At 69.9% G+C, this 16,995-nt stretch carries 15 protein-coding genes and 1 riboswitch; of the genes, 8 read left to right on the plus strand and 7 right to left on the minus strand.

The window, feature by feature from the left end:
• Positions 1-41: 41 nt before the first annotated feature.
• Genes VKA29_RS35300 through VKA29_RS35310 form a run of 3 tightly spaced genes read right to left on the minus strand, consistent with a single transcriptional unit; the run spans position 42 to position 2,114 of the window.
• Positions 42-1,190: a cystathionine gamma-lyase gene (locus VKA29_RS35300; RefSeq protein WP_324790128.1), complete on the minus strand. Its 1,149-nt coding sequence runs from the start codon at positions 1,188-1,190 to the stop codon at positions 42-44.
• On the minus strand, positions 1,187-1,729 hold the full coding sequence (locus tag VKA29_RS35305) for a low molecular weight protein-tyrosine-phosphatase (RefSeq protein WP_324790129.1): 543 nt from the start codon (positions 1,727-1,729) through the stop codon (positions 1,187-1,189). Before VKA29_RS35305 ends, VKA29_RS35300 begins: the two co-directional genes overlap by 4 nt.
• A gap of 7 nt (positions 1,730-1,736) precedes the next feature.
• Positions 1,737-2,114: a phage holin family protein gene (locus VKA29_RS35310; RefSeq protein ID WP_324790130.1), complete on the minus strand. Its 378-nt coding sequence runs from the start codon at positions 2,112-2,114 to the stop codon at positions 1,737-1,739.
• 59 nt (positions 2,115-2,173) lie between these two features.
• On the opposite strand from VKA29_RS35310, the gene VKA29_RS35315 reads away from it, so the two are divergent.
• From VKA29_RS35315 to VKA29_RS35330, 4 genes are all read left to right on the plus strand, one after another.
• Positions 2,174-2,491 carry a cupin domain-containing protein gene (locus tag VKA29_RS35315; RefSeq protein WP_324790131.1) on the plus strand — a complete coding sequence of 106 codons (318 nt, stop codon included), beginning with the start codon at positions 2,174-2,176 and terminating at the stop codon, positions 2,489-2,491.
• 243 nt (positions 2,492-2,734) lie between these two features.
• The gene (locus VKA29_RS35320) at positions 2,735-2,947 is read left to right on the plus strand and encodes a DUF5326 family protein (protein ID WP_324790132.1); all 213 of its coding nucleotides are present in this window, start codon (positions 2,735-2,737) and stop codon (positions 2,945-2,947) included.
• 540 nt (positions 2,948-3,487) lie between these two features.
• A complete protein-coding gene (locus tag VKA29_RS35325; RefSeq protein WP_324790133.1) occupies positions 3,488-4,279 on the plus strand; it encodes an IclR family transcriptional regulator in 792 nt (263 codons plus the stop codon).
• Positions 4,280-4,378: 99 nt separating this feature from the next.
• Entirely contained in the window at positions 4,379-4,813 is a 435-nt protein-coding gene (locus VKA29_RS35330; protein WP_324790134.1) for an SsgA family sporulation/cell division regulator, read from the plus strand.
• 198 nt (positions 4,814-5,011) lie between these two features.
• Here VKA29_RS35330 and VKA29_RS35335 read toward each other — a convergent pair whose 3' ends face one another.
• Complete coding sequence (locus VKA29_RS35335) at positions 5,012-6,532, minus strand: YibE/F family protein (RefSeq protein WP_324790135.1); 1,521 nt, start codon at positions 6,530-6,532, stop codon at positions 5,012-5,014.
• A 72-nt stretch (positions 6,533-6,604) separates the two neighbouring features.
• A riboswitch (TPP riboswitch) is annotated at positions 6,605-6,794 on the plus strand.
• Here VKA29_RS35335 and thiC point away from each other — a divergent pair.
• Positions 6,787-8,583 carry a phosphomethylpyrimidine synthase ThiC gene (gene thiC / locus VKA29_RS35340; protein WP_324790136.1) on the plus strand — a complete coding sequence of 599 codons (1,797 nt, stop codon included), beginning with the start codon at positions 6,787-6,789 and terminating at the stop codon, positions 8,581-8,583. It overlaps the preceding riboswitch by 8 nt.
• Positions 8,584-9,112: 529 nt before the next feature.
• On the opposite strand, the gene VKA29_RS35345 is transcribed toward thiC, so the two are convergent.
• From VKA29_RS35345 to VKA29_RS35355, 3 genes are all read right to left on the minus strand, one after another.
• The gene (locus tag VKA29_RS35345; protein WP_324790137.1) at positions 9,113-9,991 is read right to left on the minus strand and encodes a hypothetical protein; all 879 of its coding nucleotides are present in this window, start codon (positions 9,989-9,991) and stop codon (positions 9,113-9,115) included.
• A gap of 193 nt (positions 9,992-10,184) precedes the next feature.
• On the minus strand, positions 10,185-11,261 hold the full coding sequence (locus tag VKA29_RS35350) for a metallophosphoesterase (protein ID WP_324790138.1): 1,077 nt from the start codon (positions 11,259-11,261) through the stop codon (positions 10,185-10,187).
• Positions 11,262-11,462: 201 nt separating this feature from the next.
• Positions 11,463-12,575, minus strand: a complete 1,113-nt coding sequence (locus VKA29_RS35355) for a LacI family DNA-binding transcriptional regulator (protein ID WP_324790139.1) — start codon at positions 12,573-12,575, stop codon at positions 11,463-11,465.
• Between the two features lie 397 nt (positions 12,576-12,972).
• On the opposite strand from VKA29_RS35355, the gene hisC reads away from it, so the two are divergent.
• The 3 genes from hisC (at position 12,973) to cydB (ending at position 16,978) form a co-directional block, all read left to right on the plus strand.
• Positions 12,973-14,052: a histidinol-phosphate transaminase gene (gene hisC, locus VKA29_RS35360; protein ID WP_324790140.1), complete on the plus strand. Its 1,080-nt coding sequence runs from the start codon at positions 12,973-12,975 to the stop codon at positions 14,050-14,052.
• Between the two features lie 380 nt (positions 14,053-14,432).
• The gene (locus VKA29_RS35365; protein ID WP_324790141.1) at positions 14,433-15,941 is read left to right on the plus strand and encodes a cytochrome ubiquinol oxidase subunit I; all 1,509 of its coding nucleotides are present in this window, start codon (positions 14,433-14,435) and stop codon (positions 15,939-15,941) included.
• Between the two features lie 17 nt (positions 15,942-15,958).
• The gene (gene cydB / locus VKA29_RS35370; RefSeq protein WP_324790142.1) at positions 15,959-16,978 is read left to right on the plus strand and encodes a cytochrome d ubiquinol oxidase subunit II; all 1,020 of its coding nucleotides are present in this window, start codon (positions 15,959-15,961) and stop codon (positions 16,976-16,978) included.
• Positions 16,979-16,995 lie beyond the last annotated feature (17 nt).

The following is a 16,995-nucleotide window of genomic DNA, read 5'->3' on the forward strand; positions in this document are numbered from 1 at the left end:
GACGCCGCCCGGGATGCCGGGCGGGGCGTCCGGGACCGCGTTCACGCCGCCGATTCCCGCACCGCGCGCAGTACGTCCGCCACCAGATCCTCCGGGTCCTCGGCCCCGACCGACAGGCGGATGAACCCCTCCGGCACCGCGTCCCCGCCCCAGCGTCCGCGCCGCTCGGCCGTGGACCGTACCCCGCCGAAGCTCGTCGCCTCGTCCACGAGCCGGAGCGCCTGAAGGAACCGCTCGGCCCGCGCCCGTGTGGGCAGCGTGAAGGAGACCACGCACCCGTAGCGGCGCATCTGCCGGGAAGCGACGGCGTGCGAGGGATCGCCGGGCAGCCCGGGATGGCGCAGACCGCTCACCTCCGGCTGTTCCCGGAGGGCCTCGGCGACCGCCAGGGCCGTGGCGCACTGCCGGTCCACCCGCAGCTGGAGCGTGGCGAGCGAACGGTGCGCGAGCCAGGCCTCCATGGGCCCCGGGATCGCGCCGACGATCTTGCGCCAGCGCCGGACCGCGGACATGGCCTCGGCGTCGCGGCCGACGACGTAACCGAGCAGTACGTCCCCGTGCCCGGTGAGCTGCTTGGTGCCGCTGGCCACCGAGAAGTCGGCACCGAGCTCCAGCGGGCGCTGCCCCAGCGGCGTCGCGAGCGTGTTGTCGACCGCGACCAGGGCGCCGCGCGCGTGTGCGGCCGCGGCCAGGCGCCGGACGTCGCACACGTCGAGCCCGGGGTTGGAGGGGGTTTCGAGCCACAGCAGCCGCGCGCCGTCGAGGACGTCGAGCTGGGCGTCGTTCCCGGTCGGCGCGGTGCGCACCTCGATGCCGTACGCCTCCAGCTGGGCGCGCACCAGGGGCAGCGCCTGGTAGCCGTCGCTGGGCAGGACGACCGTGTCCCCGGCGCGCAGCTGGGAGAACAGCACCGACGAGATCGCGGCCATACCGGAGGCGAACGCGAGCGTCTCCACCCCGTCCTGACCGGGCGCCTCCAACTCGCCGACGGCACGCTCCAGCAGCGTCCAGGTCGGGTTCTCGTCACGGCCGTAGGTGTACGGGCCGGTCGGGTCGCCCGGCAGGTGGAAGTGGGCGGCGAACACCGGACCGGGCAGCGTCGGCTCGTACTTCACCGGCTCGGGCAGACCGGCCCGCACCGCGCGCGTGCCCTCTCCGCCGCCGCCCGAGCCCGTGCCGGAGCCGTTCATGCCGCGCGTCCTTCCAGGTGCTCGCGCACCGCGGCGAGCAGGCCCTCGCACGCCGTCTCCACCATCTCCAGGCACTCCTCGAAGCCGTCCCTGCCCCCGTAGTACGGGTCGGGCACGTCGAGGTCGTCGCCGGCCTCGTCGGAAGGCGCGGGCGATCCACTCGCCGAGGGCTGGAGACCGGGCGAGGGGCGGGCGTACGCGCGCAGCAGCCGCACCTTCGCCACGTCCTTCGGAGTGGACGCGAGGCGGCGCAGGGCCGTGAGGTGGCCGGAGTCCAGGGCGACGACGAGGTCGAGCCGGTCGAACCAGGACGGCTGGAACTGTCGGGCGGTGTGCTCGTTCGCGTAACCGTTGTCCTCCAGGACGGCGGCGGCGCGCGGGTCGGCGCCCTCGCCCTCGTGCCAGCCGCCGGTCCCGGCGCTCTCGGCCTCGACCAGACCGTCGAGCCCGGCCTCGGCCAGGCGGGCGCGGAAGACGGCCTCGACCATCGGGGAGCGGCAGATGTTGCCGGTGCAGACGAAGCAGACGCGGTAGGTCATCGCACGCTCAGTCCTCGTCGGGCAGGACGACGTGGAGCGCCCAGGAGACGATCGAGATGATCAGGCCGCCGAGGACGGCGGTCCAGAAGCCCTCGACGTGGAAGCTGAGATCGAGCCCGTCGGCCAGCCACGAGGTCAGCAGCAGCATCAGAGCGTTGACGACCAGGGTGAACAGGCCGAGCGTCAGGACGAGCAGGGGCAGGCTGAGGAGCTTGAGGACCGGCTTGACCAGCCAGTTCACCAGGCCGAAGAGCAGCGCTACCACTATCAGGGTGCCTGCCTTCTTGCCCGTGCTGTCCCCCGTGAGGGTGATCTTGTCGAGCAGCCAGACGGCGACCGCCAGGGCACCCGCGTTGGCGATCGTCTTGACTACGAAATTCTTCATGTGTCTGATCGTGGCAGACAGGACCGAATACGAGCAGCGTGATGAGGGCGGCAAGGGCGATGAAGGCATTCCGGCTGGACGAACTGGAGGCGGAGCGCGCCGCCAACGAGGGCGCCTACCTGCAGTTTCTTCGCGAGCGGAACATGTCGGTCGGCCTGTACGCGCTCGACGCGGGCGAGCACGATCCGCAGCAGCCGCACCGCCAGGACGAGGTCTACTTCGTGGTGAGCGGCCGCGCCTCGATCACCGTCGGCCTGGAGACCACGGAGGTGGCGCGCGGCAGCGTGGTGTACGTGCCGGCCGGAGTCGCCCACAAGTTCCACCACATCAGCGAGGACCTGCGGGTGCTCGTGGTGTTCTCCCCGCCGGAGAGCTGACCCCCGGAGACCTCCGGAGAGCTGACCCCCGGAGACCTCGGGAGACCTCCGGAGAGCTGACCCGCCGGAAAGCCGGCCCCTCCCGCGGGTCGACCCGTCCTCTCGGGGCTCCCTAGGGGATCAGTCAGGGGAGGACAAGGGGCGCGAGCCCTCCGCCGGGACCCCGTCCGTCCTAGCATCGAGAGCAGGACATCGGATCGTCCCCTGCTCCAGGCAGTGGGCGGAGAGGCAAGGACAGAGGCGATGGGAGAGATCTTCGCGGGACTGCCGTGGTGGGTGAAGTGGGTAGCGGTGCCGGTCATCGCCCTGGTCGTGTTCGGCGGGCTGATAGCCAGCGTCGTGGGCTTCGTCATCGGGCTGTTGTTCAAGGTGCTGGTCTTCGTGGCGCTGGTGGGCGGACTGGTCTACGTGGTGCGCAAGTTCACGTCGAGTTCCTCCTCGCGCGGCGACTGGTGAGGGCCCCGGGAGCCGGTGAGCGGTAACAGGAATCACCGGTTCCCTCGCGCGAGGGAAGTTTTCCCGGCAGGCGGTCCGCAAGCGGTGGCGGGCGGTTAGAGTCCGGAACTCGACGCGGGGCCACCCCGCGAACGGCGCACACCCCTCCCGTGTTTCCCCCGCACGGGCTCCCCCCTCGCGCTTCGGGAGTGACCCTTGGCCACGGTAGACACCGCACTCACCGTCCCCCACGCACCACCGGCTCCGGACCGGTCGGCCGTGATCTCCTCCGCACACCGCGTCCGGCCCCCGGAACAGCCGGGCCCCGCCGAGCAGGACCGCTCCGCGGCACATCCGCCGCGAACGTCCTCGCAACTGCCACGGACACCGACCCAGCCTCGACGACCCCCCTCACAGCCCCCGAGGACGCCGACGCAGCCCCCACGGACCCCGCCACGGTCCCCGCGGTCCACATCTCGGTCCCCGCGGACTCCCTCGCCCCCCTCGCAGGCTCAGCGACAGGCCCCCGCACAGAACTCCTCGCAGAATTCCTCGCAGCCGGTGCCCGCGGCGCCGCACCCCGCGGTGTCCGGCGCACCGTCGCAGGCGGGCACCCTCATCGGGTCCGTCCAGCGCGCGCTGCGCCTGCTGGAACGCGTCGCCGAGCACGAGCAGGGAGCCCCCGCCAAGCAACTGGCCCGCGAGACCGGTCTGGCGCTGCCCACGGCCTACCACCTGCTGCGCACCCTGGTGCACGAGGGTTATCTGCGCCGTGACAGAGGTCTGTTCTTCCTCGGGGAGGCGGCCGGGCGGCTGGGCGGCAGTGGAGCCGAGCAGAAACGTCGCGGCACGGTCGCCGAGGTGCTGGCCCGCTGTCACGACGCCATCGGCGTGCCCGTGTACTACGCCGTCTACCAGGACGGTGAGATCGAGATGCTGGGCGTTTCGGACAACTCGGAAAATCCGGCGGTGGCGGAGGGGGCCGACTTCCGTGAGACCGGGCACGCGCACGCGATCGGTCAGTGCCTGCTCGCCCAGTTGGACGAGCAGGCCCGTCGCGACCACCTGGAGCGTTACCCGGTGCGTCCCGTCACCCCCTACACGGTGCGCGACAACCAGGCCCTGCTCCGCAGGCTGGAACGCATCGGTCCCCGGGAGCCGGTGACGGAACGGCAGGAGTACGCCCTCGGCACGGTGTGCGCGGCGATCCCGGTCACCGTGGGCACGATCGCCGCGACGATGGCCATCTCGATGCCCTGCGATCAGGCCGACCGACTGGAGTCGGCCGTGCAGCAACTGCAGAGCGAAGTGGGCCGGTTGCTGAGGTCTCCGGGCCGGTCTATCAGTATCTGAAAACTCACTCCTTGTGATCTGGTGTACACGTTGAGCAAGATGCCTGCAGGGTCGGGGGGATCATTCCCGGCCAGTCGGCGTCACAAGACGGGGTAGGCGATGCGCGAGTCCGTACAGGCAGAGGTCATGATGAGCTTTCTCGTGTCCGAGGAGCTCTCCTTCCGCATCCCGGTGGAGCTGCGTTACGAGACGTACGATCCCTACGCCGTGCGGCTGACCTTCCATCTGCCGGGTGACGCCCCGGTGACCTGGGCGTTCGGCCGGGAACTGATGATCGACGGGGTAGGACGGCCCTGCGGCGACGGCGATGTGCGCATCTCGCCCGCCGACCCGGAGTCGCTGAGCGACGTTCTGATCCGGCTCCAGGTGGGCCGGGACCAGGCGCTGTTCCGCTCGTCGACGGCGCCGCTCATCGCCTTCCTCGACCGCACCGACAAGCTGGTGCCGCTCGGCCAGGAAGGTTCGCTCGCCGACTTCGACGCCCACCTCGACGAGGCGCTGGACCGCATCCTGGCGGAACAGAGCGCGGGCTGAAGCGGTACGACGGAGGCAGGGCGCACCGAGTCGGCGGAACGCTGCGACATGGGCCAGGAAACTGTGCAGGAACGCTTCTCCTGGCCGTGTGCCGGGGCATCGACAGCCGCCCTCCCAGCAGGCCGACTCGCAGACCTCATGCCCCTCCGCGGCCACCGTCGGCCCGGGAGCACCACGAGTCCGGTCCGAGCCCCGGTCTCAGCGCTTGCGGCGCCTGCCTCTGCCCGTGCCGGAGCGGGCCTGGGCCGGAGCGGCGCCGGCCGTCGCCCCCTCCGATCCCCGACGGTCCGCGGAGACGACCAGGGCGGCGAGAGCCGTGGTGACCGGCACCGAGGCGACCAGCCCGATCGAGCCCACCAGCGTGCGCACGATCTCCTCCGCGACCAGCTCGCTGTTGGCGACGGTCCCCACGCTGCTCTGCGCGATGGAGAACAGCAGCAGCAACGGCAGCGCGGCGCCCGCGTAGGCGAGGACGAGCGTGTTGACGACCGACGCGATGTGATCGCGGCCGATGCGGATGCCCGCGCGGTACAGCCCGCGCCAGCCCATCGAGGGGTTGGCCTCGTGCAGTTCCCACACGGCCGAGGTCTGCGTGACCGTCACGTCGTCGAGGACACCGAGGGAGCCGATGATGACGCCGGCCAGCAGCAGACCGCTCATGTCGATCGACGGATACAGGCCGTGGATCAGACCGGTGTTGTCATCCGTGTTGCCGGTCAGTGCGGCCCATCCGATGAACACCGAGCCCAGGACGCCGATCAGCAGCAGCGAGAGCAGCGTGCCCAGGACCGCCACGGACGTACGGGCCGACAGGCCGTGGCACATGTACAAGGCGATCAGCATGATGGCGCTGGACCCGACCACCGCCACGACCAGCGGATTCGACCCCTCCAGGATCGCCGGGAGAATGAAGAGGGTCAGCACCAGGAAGCTCACGGCCAGCGCGATCAGCGCCATGACGCCCCGCATCCGGCCGACCACCACGACGGCGAGCGCGAAGATGCCGGCGAGCAGGGCCATGGGGAACCTGCGGTCGACGTCGGCGACCGCGTACTGCAGTTCCTTGGGCGCCGAGGGCTCGTAGGCGACCACGACCTGCTGTCCCTGGTGCAGTTGCCGCGACTGGTCCGGCTGCACGATCTCGGTGAACGTCCGGCCCTTGTCCTTGCCGGTGTCGACGCGGATGGTGGCCTTGTGGCAGTCGCCGTTCGCCTGCTGCCGGGCCGAGGAGCCCCCGGCGGTCGCCGGGTCGCCGGTCGGCGTGGAGCCCGAGGCGTTCACCGACCCGCAGCTCAGGTTCACCACCTTGACGACCGTCGCCTGCTGGGTCTGCCGGTCGAAGCCGACGCCGGTGCGCTCGTGCGACGGCGCACCCCCGGGCCACAGCACCGCGAGCCCGACCAGCACGGCCGCGGCGAACGGGATCAGGATCGCGGCGATGACCTTGCGCAGATGCCGGGAGACGGGCGCGGCGGGGCCGTGGCTGTGCGAGTGACCGTGTGCGCCTCCGCCTCCGACCCCTGACCCGTGGCCGCGCCCCTGCCCCTGATCGTGCCCATGCCCAGGCCCAGGCTCATGCCCAGGCCCGTGATCGTGGCCGTGGCCATGATCGGGGCCGGATCCACGGCCGTGACCGCCCTCGTGCCGGTGCGGCGGACCGGGTGGCGGGCCGGGTGGCGGATCGGGTGGCGGAAACGGGTACTGCGGTGTCGTGGTCACCGCCCGATCATCGCAAGGACGACAGGGGGCCTCTGTTCACCGCGCCCGGGTTGACGCTAGCGTGGAGTCACCTTTTGTACACGCGGGAGCTCGGAGCACCGGGCTGAGAGGGCGCTGACCTCCGTCCCAGCGATGTTTCACGTGGAACGTCACCGAAGTCGAGTGACGTTGCACACGGAACGTCCATCGACGGAAACCGCTGCGTCGACCGCCGAACCTGTTACCGGGTAATGCCGGCGTAGGGAGTAGGTCTCATGACCAGCAAGGACGCACGCACGCCTGCCTCCGACCAGATCGACGGGGAGGCCGGGACATCCATCGGCTGGCACAAGGCGTACGTCGAGGGCTCGAGCCCCGATCTGCGGGTGCCCGTCCGTCAGGTGCACCTCACCAACGGGCAGTCGGTCACGCTGTACGACACATCGGGCCCGTACACCGATCCACTCGTCGTCACCGATGTCCGCAGGGGCCTGCCGCCGCTGCGGGAGAACTGGATCGTCGTCCGTGGTGACACCGAGGAGTACACGGGCCGCCCCGTACGCCCCGAGGACGACGGGATCAAGCACACCTCGCCGCGCGGCGGACTGCGCAACCTCGACGCCGTCTTCCCGGGGCGGCCGCGCCAGCCGCGCCGCGGCCGGGACGGCAAGGCGGTCACCCAGCTCGCGTACGCGCGGCGGGGTGAGATCACGCCGGAGATGGAGTACGTGGCGCTCCGGGAGAACGTCTCCGCCGAGGTGGTCCGTGAGGAGATCGCCGCGGGGCGCGCGGTGCTGCCCGCCAACGTCAACCACCCGGAGATCGAGCCGATGATCATCGGCAAGCGGTTCCTGGTGAAGGTCAACGCCAACATCGGCAACTCCGCGGTCACGTCCTCCATCGAGGAGGAGGTGGAGAAGATGACCTGGGCGACCCGCTGGGGCGCCGACACGGTCATGGACCTCTCCACCGGCCGCAACATCCACACCACCCGCGAGTGGGTGCTGCGCAACTCCCCCGTCCCCATCGGCACGGTGCCGCTGTACCAGGCCCTGGAGAAGGTCGACGGCAAGGCCGAGGAACTGACCTGGGAGATCTACAAGGACACCGTCATCGAGCAGGCCGAGCAGGGCGTCGACTACATGACGGTCCACGCGGGTGTGCGCCTGCCGTACGTGCCGCTGACGGCGAACCGCAAGACCGGCATCGTCTCGCGCGGCGGCTCGATCATGGCCGCCTGGTGCCTCGCGCACCACAAGGAGAGCTTCCTGTACGAGAACTTCGAGGAACTCTGCGAGATCCTCGCCGCCTATGACGTCACGTACTCGCTGGGTGACGGCCTCCGGCCGGGTTCGATCGCGGACGCCAACGACGAGGCGCAGTTCGCGGAGTTGCGCACGCTCGGGGAGCTCAACCGGATCGCGAAGCGCTTCCACGTCCAGACCATGATCGAGGGCCCGGGTCACGTCCCCATGCACAAGATCAAGGAGAACATCGACCTCCAGCAGGAGATCTGCGACGAAGCCCCGTTCTACACGCTCGGCCCGCTGACGACGGACATCGCGCCGGCGTACGACCACATCACCTCCGGCATCGGTGCCGCGATGATCGCCTGGTGGGGCACGGCCATGCTCTGCTACGTCACCCCCAAGGAACACCTGGGCCTGCCCAACCGCGACGACGTCAAGACCGGCGTCATCACCTACAAGATCGCCGCCCACGCGGCCGACCTCGCCAAGGGGCACCCGGGTGCGCAGGAGTGGGACGACGCCCTGTCCGACGCCCGCTTCGAGTTCCGGTGGGAGGACCAGTTCAACCTCGCCCTCGACCCGGACACGGCACGGGAGTTCCACGACGAGACCCTGCCTGCGGAGCCCGCCAAGACCGCCCACTTCTGCTCGATGTGCGGGCCGAAGTTCTGCTCCATGAAGATCAGCCAGAGCATCGCGGAACGGTTCGGCGGGGACGTGGCCGAGGGCGCGTCGCCCGAGGAGGTCGCCGAGGGGATGCTGCGGAAGTCGAAGGAGTTCGCGGCGAACGGGAACCGGGTGTACCTGCCGATCGCCGACTGACCCGCGGGCGCCCGCAGCCGCTGCGTGACCGTTCGTTGTGATCCTTGCGATCCTCGTGGTCGTGTGGCCCGCGTATGTGAGCGCGGGCCGCACCGACGCCCCTGCGTGGGCAGGGGTCCGCACCGGGACAACGGCAGGAACGCGATGCCGCCGGGCGCCGTCAAGATCCAGGTGTGCAGGGGCCCGGCCGGAACGCGCCGGACCTGCACGTCGTGGCCCGGCGGGGGGTGCGGGAAGAGCTGTCCCTGGCGCCGCACGAGTACACGCTCGGGGTGTCGCGGACCGCTGGGAGCACCAGACCATCGACCACGTGCCCTTCCGCCCGGCAACGGTGATCAAGTACCTGATGCGGGACGACCGCGTCCACCGGTGGGCGCCCTTGGCGCCGGCGCTGTTCCACCTCTCTCTCGTGCATGCCTACGGCCGCACGCCGGTGGAACGGGCCGAGGCGCAGATCATCAGGCGTCTGCAGGCGCGGCATGCGCGCCCCCGGGGTCCGGAGGGCGCAGGCTGCGTGCGTCCGTCCGGGTCACTCCGGCCGGTGTTCCGGGCCTCCGAAGTCCGGGCTGGTGTAGTCCGGGCTGGTGAAGCTCGGGCGCGGGCCGGCGGCCGGGCCGTTGTCCGGGCTGCTGAAGCCCGGCCGGTCGTAGCCGAGTTGGGGCATACGGCCGCTCGGCGTGGGCTGTGCCGTCCGCCGGAGTGCGGCAGCGGTGGCGGGATCCTCGAGCGCCTCCCGCAGGAACGGGAGGACGCCGCGCTCCAGCAGGGCCTCGCGCCAGGCTTCCCTGGCCCGGAACACCTCCGCGCCCGACTCCCCGTAGGACCCCGCGTCGAACGACGGCCGGTTGCGCAGGGCGGTGAGCAGGAGCCCGACGGCGGCGACGAGGATGGCGACCGCGGTCATGGCACCGAACACCCACCCGGCGGTGAGCAGGGTCCTGCCGAACGCCTTGTGGGGGGCGAAGGACTTGAGGACGTAGCCGACGAGCAGGAAGATCGCCGCTGCTGTCCCGGCGAGGACGGGGGTCAGGACGGCGGCGACGGCTACGGCGCCCGCGCCGGCCTCCTCGTCGGTCCCGGCTGTCCCGCCGAGCGTGGTGGCGAGCCCCAGCCCGCCCGTGCCCGGCTCGTCCGGGCCGGATACGTGGGCGGACGACGGGGCGGGCGGCGCCGGCCGGCGCAGTTCCTCGCGGACCTTCACGTAGTGCTGGTACTCGGCCGCCGCGGCGGCCGTGATGAGCGCGGTGGCGTTCAGCGCCATGGTGCGCAGCTGTTCGGAGTTGAGCCGCTGTCCCACAGCGGCGAGTTCCGGGCGGTGTGGTGCCAGGCGCAGCGCCTCATCGAGGATCCGCTCGTATTCCTGGCGGTCCTCGCTCAGCAGGTGCTGCGGAATGCTGTTCATGTGCATCCCCCGATGCTCCGTAGGGCTTGGGGCTCGCATGCCAACGAGCCGTCGGGCAGAAACGGAGGGGAGCCTGCTACGGATAAGCCGATGGTAGAGCGGTGGGGGCGCGCGGTGACAGGGGGTTTCCGGAAATTGGGCCCTGGCCTGCGCTGTTGGGAGCGCTCCCGGCAGGCGGGGGTGCCTGCCCGGCGAACGCCTAGGCCTCCAGCGGAAGCTGCTGGACCAGCAGTTTTCCGGCCATGGTCACTCCGCCGTCCATGGCGATGGCCAGCCCGTCGGCGTAGACGTGCGGTCCCTCGACCACCGGACCGCTGTCGTCCCCGCCGTCCTCCGAGCCGACCTGGCCGAGCAGATACGGGATGGGGCTGTGGCCGTGAACGATACGGGTGCCGCCGTACGTATCCAGCAGGGAGCGGACATGGTCGGCGCCGCCCTCGTCGCGGAAGGAGAAGCGCTTGGTGAACTTGCGGAAGAGGTCCCAGCACTCGTCGGCGTCATTGCGCGTGAGCGTCTCGCGGACGGTGTCGTTGACCGCTTCGATCGAGTCGCCGTAGTCGAGGTAGGCGGTGGTGTCGGAGTGGACGAGCAGATAGCCGTCGACCTCCTCGACGGCGTCGAGGCGGGCCATCCACTGCAGGTGGTGGTCCTGGAGGCGGTCCATGTCGGTCTTCTGGCCGCCGTTGAGCAGCCAGGCCGCCTGGAAGGTGGCGGTGCCCGCGCCGGAGTTGACGGGGGTGTCGCCGAACCGCTTGGCGCCCAGCAGCAGCAGTTCGTGGTTGCCCATGAGGGCCTTGCAGTAGCCGCCCGCCGCGGCGGCCTCGGCGGACAGCCGCATCACGAGGTCGATGACGCCGATGCCGTCGGGGCCGCGGTCGGTGAAGTCGCCGAGGAACCACAGCCGGGCGGTGCCCGCGCTCCACTGGCCGGCCGCGTCGATGAGGCCCTTCTCCCGCAGGGCGGCCATCAGTTCGTCGAGGTAGCCGTGCACGTCTCCGACGACGTACAGCGGTCCCGGCCCGTCGGTGTGCGGCGGGGCGGGCGCGGGGGCCGGGGCGATGGTCACCTGGAGCGTGTCACCGCGCTTGATGACGGGCAGGTCGCGCTCGGTGGGCGTGTAGCCCTCCGGGTGGGCGGCCTCGTGGGGCGGGACGACGTCACCGGGGTGCGTGCTGTGGCCGTACGGACCGGTCTCGTGGACGTACGCCGGTACCCGGAAGTCGCGCAGCGTCGCCGTCCGCTCCACCTCGGGTCCCTGACCGGCCCCCTGAGTCATCAGACCCCTCCACCATCGCGCCGCATCTGCACCGCTTCGGACTGCCAGGTCGCAGCGGCCCGCGGTGTCGTGGGCCCATCATAGGAACGCGGATCGCGCCATGTGATGACCCAGGGGTGCTCAATCGGAACAAGAGTCCTGCTCACTGTGGCATTCGCCCCGGTTGGGCAGGGCTTCGACCGTCTGCCGACCGTACCTCTTCTACTCCTCCTCGGGCGACCGCGGCGGGCTGACCGTCGTCCGCTGCGGTCGACGCTGCGAGGAGGTGCGCACGATCAACTCGGTCGGTATCACCTGCTCGACCGGTTGGTCCGATTCGACCCCCTCGATCGCGTCGATGAGGAGCTGCACCACAGCCGTGCCGATCCGGCGCGGTTTCAGCGACAGCGTGGTGATGGGGGGCTCGGTGTTGGCGTACACGGTCGACTCGCTGCAGCAGACCAGGAGCAGGTCGTCCGGTACCCGCAGGCCGTAACGACGGGCGGCGGCGAGCAGATCGGTGCCGTTGGGGTCGAACAGGCCGTAGACGGCGTCGGGCCGGTCGGGGCGGGCGAGCAGCCGGTCGGCGGCGACGGCGCCCGCGCACGGGTCGTGCGCCGGGTAGGCCTCGTACACCGGGTCCTGGCCGACGCGCTCGCACCAGCGCAGGTACGCCGTGGTCGACAGGTGGGTGTACGTGTCCGTGGTCGTACCGGTCAGCAGGCCGATGCGGCGGGCGCCGGCGTCGGCCAGGTGGTCGAGGATGCCGAGGACGGCGGCCTCGTGGTCGTTGTCGACCCAGGCGGTGACCGGGAGCGCGCCGGCCGGGCGGCCGTCGGAGACGACCGGTAAGCCCTGCCGGACCAGCTCGCTGACGACCGGGTCCTGGTCGGAGGGGTCGATGACGACCGTGCCGTCCAGGGCGACGTTCGACCACACGTCGTGCCGCGAGGTCGCGGGCAGGATGACGAGCGCGTAGCCGCGGGCGAGCGCGGCGGAGGTGGCGGCGCGGGCCATCTCGGCGAAGTAGGCGAACTCGGTGAAGGTGAAAGGTTCATCCCCGTACGTCGTCACGGTCAGACCGATCAGGCCGGACTTGCCGGTACGGAGGGTCCGGGCGGCGGCCGAGGGACGGTAGCCCAGCCGGTCGGCGACCTCGCGCACATGGCGCCGGGTGGCGTCCGGGAGCCTGCCCTTGCCGTTGAGGGCGTCGGAGACGGTCGTGATGGAGACTCCGGCGGCGGCGGCCACGTCTCTGATGCCCGCCCGGCCCGGCCGGCTGCCTCGGCGTGAGGTTTCCGCGCGGCTCACCTGGTGCTTCCCTGCTGCTGTCATGGCGAGCCGATAGTAGGGCTCATGCGGTGGGGTAGGGCGGACGCATATGCACGCATTGACAGGCACGTTTCTGCATGGTCATTTGCCACTAACACCCTGTGAAACGAAGCCAGTTGAGCGATTCGATGGCATTACGTGACTTGTCGGCACGCATGAGCCTGCCAAGTCACCGATGTTTCGAAGAGGTCTCAACTCACCTTCACGAGTGATGCGCGCCACGGCGCGAGCCACCGGCGCGTAGATATATGTGACAGCGCCCCTGGTTTCGTCATGATCCGTGCGGTGATGCCCGTGATGTCGTCGGAAAGCACGAGGTCAGCGCGCACCTGTACGCAACGGCTTCGAATCCTCATAAGGTGAGAAGTATTGGATGCCGGTGGTCATGAGGAGGACTGCGGTGAGCGAGACGAGCCCCAAGCTGCGCGCCGAGCTGGAGGGTATCCCCACCTACAAGCCGGGCAAGCCCGCCGCGGCCGGGGGACCGGTGGCCTACAAGCTGTCCTCCAACGAGAACCCCTACCCCCCGCTGCCGGGCGTGATGGAGACCGTGGCGGCCGCCGCGGCCTCCTTCAACCGCTACCCCGACATGGCCTGCACCGGCCTGATCGACGAGCTCGCCGAGCGCTTCGCCGTCCCGCCCTCCCACCTGGCCACCGGCACCGGCTCGGTCGGCGTCGCCCAGCAGCTGGTCCAGGCGACCTCCGGCCCCGGCGACGAGGTCGTCTACGCCTGGCGGTCCTTCGAGGCGTACCCGATCATCACGCAGATCAGCGGCGCGACGTCCGTGCGGGTGCCGCTGACTTCCGGTGACGTGCACGACCTGGACGCGATGGCGGACGCGGTCACCGACCGGACCCGCCTGATCTTCGTCTGTAACCCGAACAACCCCACCGGCACCGTCGTGCGGCGGGCCGAGCTGGAGCGGTTCCTCGACCGGGTGCCCTCCGACGTGCTGGTCGTGCTGGACGAGGCCTACCGGGAGTTCATCCGCGACCCCGAGGTGCCCGACGGCGTGACGCTCTACCGCGACCGGCCGAACGTCTGCGTGCTGCGGACCTTCTCCAAGGCCTACGGTCTCGCGGGCCTGCGCGTCGGTTTCGCGATCGCGCACGAGCCGGTGGCCGCGGCACTGCGCAAGACCGCGGTGCCCTTCGGGGTGAGCCAGATCGCGCAGGAGGCGGCCATCGCCTCGCTGCGCGCGGAGGACGAACTGATCGGCAGGGTCGGCTCGCTGGTGTGCGAGCGCACGCGCGTGGTCGACACGCTGCGCGCCCAGGGCTGGACGGTGCCCGAGACCCAGGCCAACTTCGTGTGGCTGCGGCTGGGGGAGCGCACGGCCGCCTTCGCGGCGGCGTGCGAGCAAGCGGGCGTCGTCGTGCGGCCGTTCCCGGGCGAGGGCGTGCGGGTGACGATCGGGGAGACCGAGGCGAACGACATCTTCCTGAAGGTGACGGAAGGGTTCCGCAAGGAGCTGTAGCCCCCGTCGAGGTACGGGCTCGTACGGCACCCAGGGCCTGTCCGGCAATCACGCCGGACAGGCCCTGGGTGCGTCGGCCGCAAGGACCCGAGAGGAAGCTCACAGGCGAGCGCCGCGGCCCGTCCGCCAGTCGCCGCCGCCCCGTCTCCACCCTTGCTGAGCAGCACATTTGGGCGCCATGGGCCGGGTGGCCCTGTCCCTGGGTGGGCCGGTCGGTCGGCCCCAGGGACCCCCCGCCCATCCCGTTCCGAACGGGTATGCGTCATAATTCCTTGTGAATGTGAACGCGTTCACAAACGTGTCCCGGTTGCTCCGTTTCCGCGTCTTTGCCCTGGAGCAAACTGCCGCTTGTGACCACGGCCACGTAAGGAGACCACGACGTGGAAATGGCTTTGGCGCCGGAGACACTGGCGCGCTGGCAGTTCGGTATCACCACCGTCTACCACTTCCTCTTCGTCCCCCTGACGATCTCGCTCGCCGCCCTCACGGCCGGCCTGCAGACCGCCTGGGTGCGCACGGACAAGGAGAAGTACCTCAGGGCGACGAAGTTCTGGGGCAAGCTCTTTTTGATCAACATCGCGATGGGCGTGGTCACCGGCATCGTGCAGGAGTTCCAGTTCGGCATGAACTGGTCCGACTACTCACGCTTCGTCGGGGACATCTTCGGCGCCCCTCTCGCCTTCGAGGCGCTCATCGCCTTCTTCTTCGAGTCCACCTTCATCGGTCTGTGGATCTTCGGCTGGGACAAGCTGCCGAAGAAGCTGCACCTGGCCACCATCTGGATGACCGCGATCGGCACGATCCTGTCGGCGTACTTCATCCTCGCGGCCAACTCGTGGATGCAGCACCCCGTCGGCTACAAGATCAACCAGGCGAAGGGACGCGCCGAACTCACCGACTTCTGGCAGGTCCTGACCCAGAACACCGCGCTCACCCAGGTCTTCCACACGCTGTCCGCGGCCTTCCTGACCGGTGGCGCCTTCATGGTCGGCATCGCCGCCTGGCACCTGTTCCGCAAGAACCACGTGGCCGTGATGAAGACCTCGTTGCGGCTGGGCCTGGTCACCGTGGTCATCGCGGGTCTGCTCACCGCGGTCAGCGGCGACTTCCTCGGCAAGGTCATGTTCAAGCAGCAGCCGATGAAGATGGCCGCCGCCGAGGCGCTGTGGGACGGGCAGGACTCGGCGCCGTTCTCGGTCTTCGCCGTCGGTGACGTGGACAAGGGGCACAACAAGGTGGCCATCGAGGTGCCGGGACTCCTGTCCTACCTCGCGGACAGCAACTTCACCTCGCACGTCCCCGGCATCAACGACGTCAACAAGGCCGAGCAGCAGAAGTACGGGCCGGGTGACTACCGTCCGGTCATCCCCGTCACCTACTGGGGCTTCCGCTGGATGATCGGCTTCGGCATGGCGTCCTTCGCCATCGGCCTGGCCGGCCTGTGGCTGACCCGCAAGAAGTTCATGCTGCCCCAGCACCTGCGGGTCGGTGAGGACGAGGTGCCGAACCTGGTCCTGTTCAAGAACAAGGCGCTCAGCCCCAAGATCGGCAAGCTGTACTGGCTCGTGGCGATCTGGACCCTGGGCTTCCCGCTGCTCGCCAACTCCTGGGGCTGGATCTTCACCGAGATGGGCCGTCAGCCGTGGGCCGTCTTCGGTGTCCTGCAGACCCGCAGTGCCGTCTCCCCCGGCGTCTCGCAGGGCGAGGTCCTCACCTCGATGATCGTCTTCACCGTGCTCTACGCCGTCCTCGCCGTCGTCGAGGTCAAGCTCCTGGCGAAGTACGTCAAGGCCGGCCCGCCCGAGCTCACCGAGGCCGACCTCAATCCGCCCACGAAGATCGGCGGCGACACCCGTGACGCCGACAAGCCGATGGCCTTCTCGTACTAGGCCGAGGAGCTGAAGTCATGCACCTTCACGACGTCTGGTTCATCCTCATCGCCGTCCTGTGGATCGGCTACTTCTTCCTCGAGGGCTTCGACTTCGGGGTCGGCATCCTCACCAAGCTGCTCGCCCGCAACCGGCCCGAGCGGCGGGTGCTCATCAACACCATCGGGCCCGTCTGGGACGGCAACGAGGTCTGGCTGCTCACGGCGGGCGGCGCGACCTTCGCCGCCTTCCCCGAGTGGTACGCCACTCTGTTCTCCGGCTTCTACCTGCCTCTGCTGATCATCCTGGTCTGCCTGATCGTGCGGGGCGTCGCCTTCGAGTACCGGGCGAAGCGGCCCGAGGAGAACTGGCAGCGCAACTGGGAGAACGCGATCTTCTGGACCTCGCTGATACCCGCGCTGCTGTGGGGCGTGGCCTTCGGCAACATCGTGCGGGGCGTCAAGATCGACCAGAGCGGCGAATACGTCGGCACCTTCTGGGATCTGCTCAACCCGTACGCCCTGCTCGGCGGAGTGGTGACGCTCACACTGTTCACCTTCCACGGGGCGGTGTTCACGGCGCTCAAGACGCTCGGGGACATCCGGGAGCGGGCGCGCAAGCTGGCCCTGCAGGTCGGTCTCGCCACCGCCGTGTCGGCACTGGTCTTCCTGCTGTGGACGCAGATCGACGGCGGGGACGGCAAGAGCCTGGTCGCGCTGGTCGTGGCGGTCGCCGCGCTGGTCGCCGCCCTCGTGGCGAACCAGGCCGGGCGGGAGGGATGGTCGTTCGCCCTCTCCGGTGTCACCATCGTGGCGGCGGTGGCGATGCTCTTCGTGACGCTCTTCCCGGACGTCATGCCGTCCTCGCTCGACAGTGACTGGAGCCTCACGGTCACCAACGCCTCGTCGAGCCCGTACACCCTGAAGATCATGACCTGGTGCGCGGGGATCGCCACGCCGATCGTGCTGCTCTACCAGGGCTGGACCTACTGGGTGTTCCGCAAGCGGATCGGTACGCAGCACATCGCCGCCGACACTGCCGCCGGAGCTGTGCGCTGAATCTGCCGGGGAGGGTG

The organism is Streptomyces sp. H51, assembly GCF_035656535.1.
Lineage (GTDB): Bacteria > Actinomycetota > Actinomycetes > Streptomycetales > Streptomycetaceae > Streptomyces.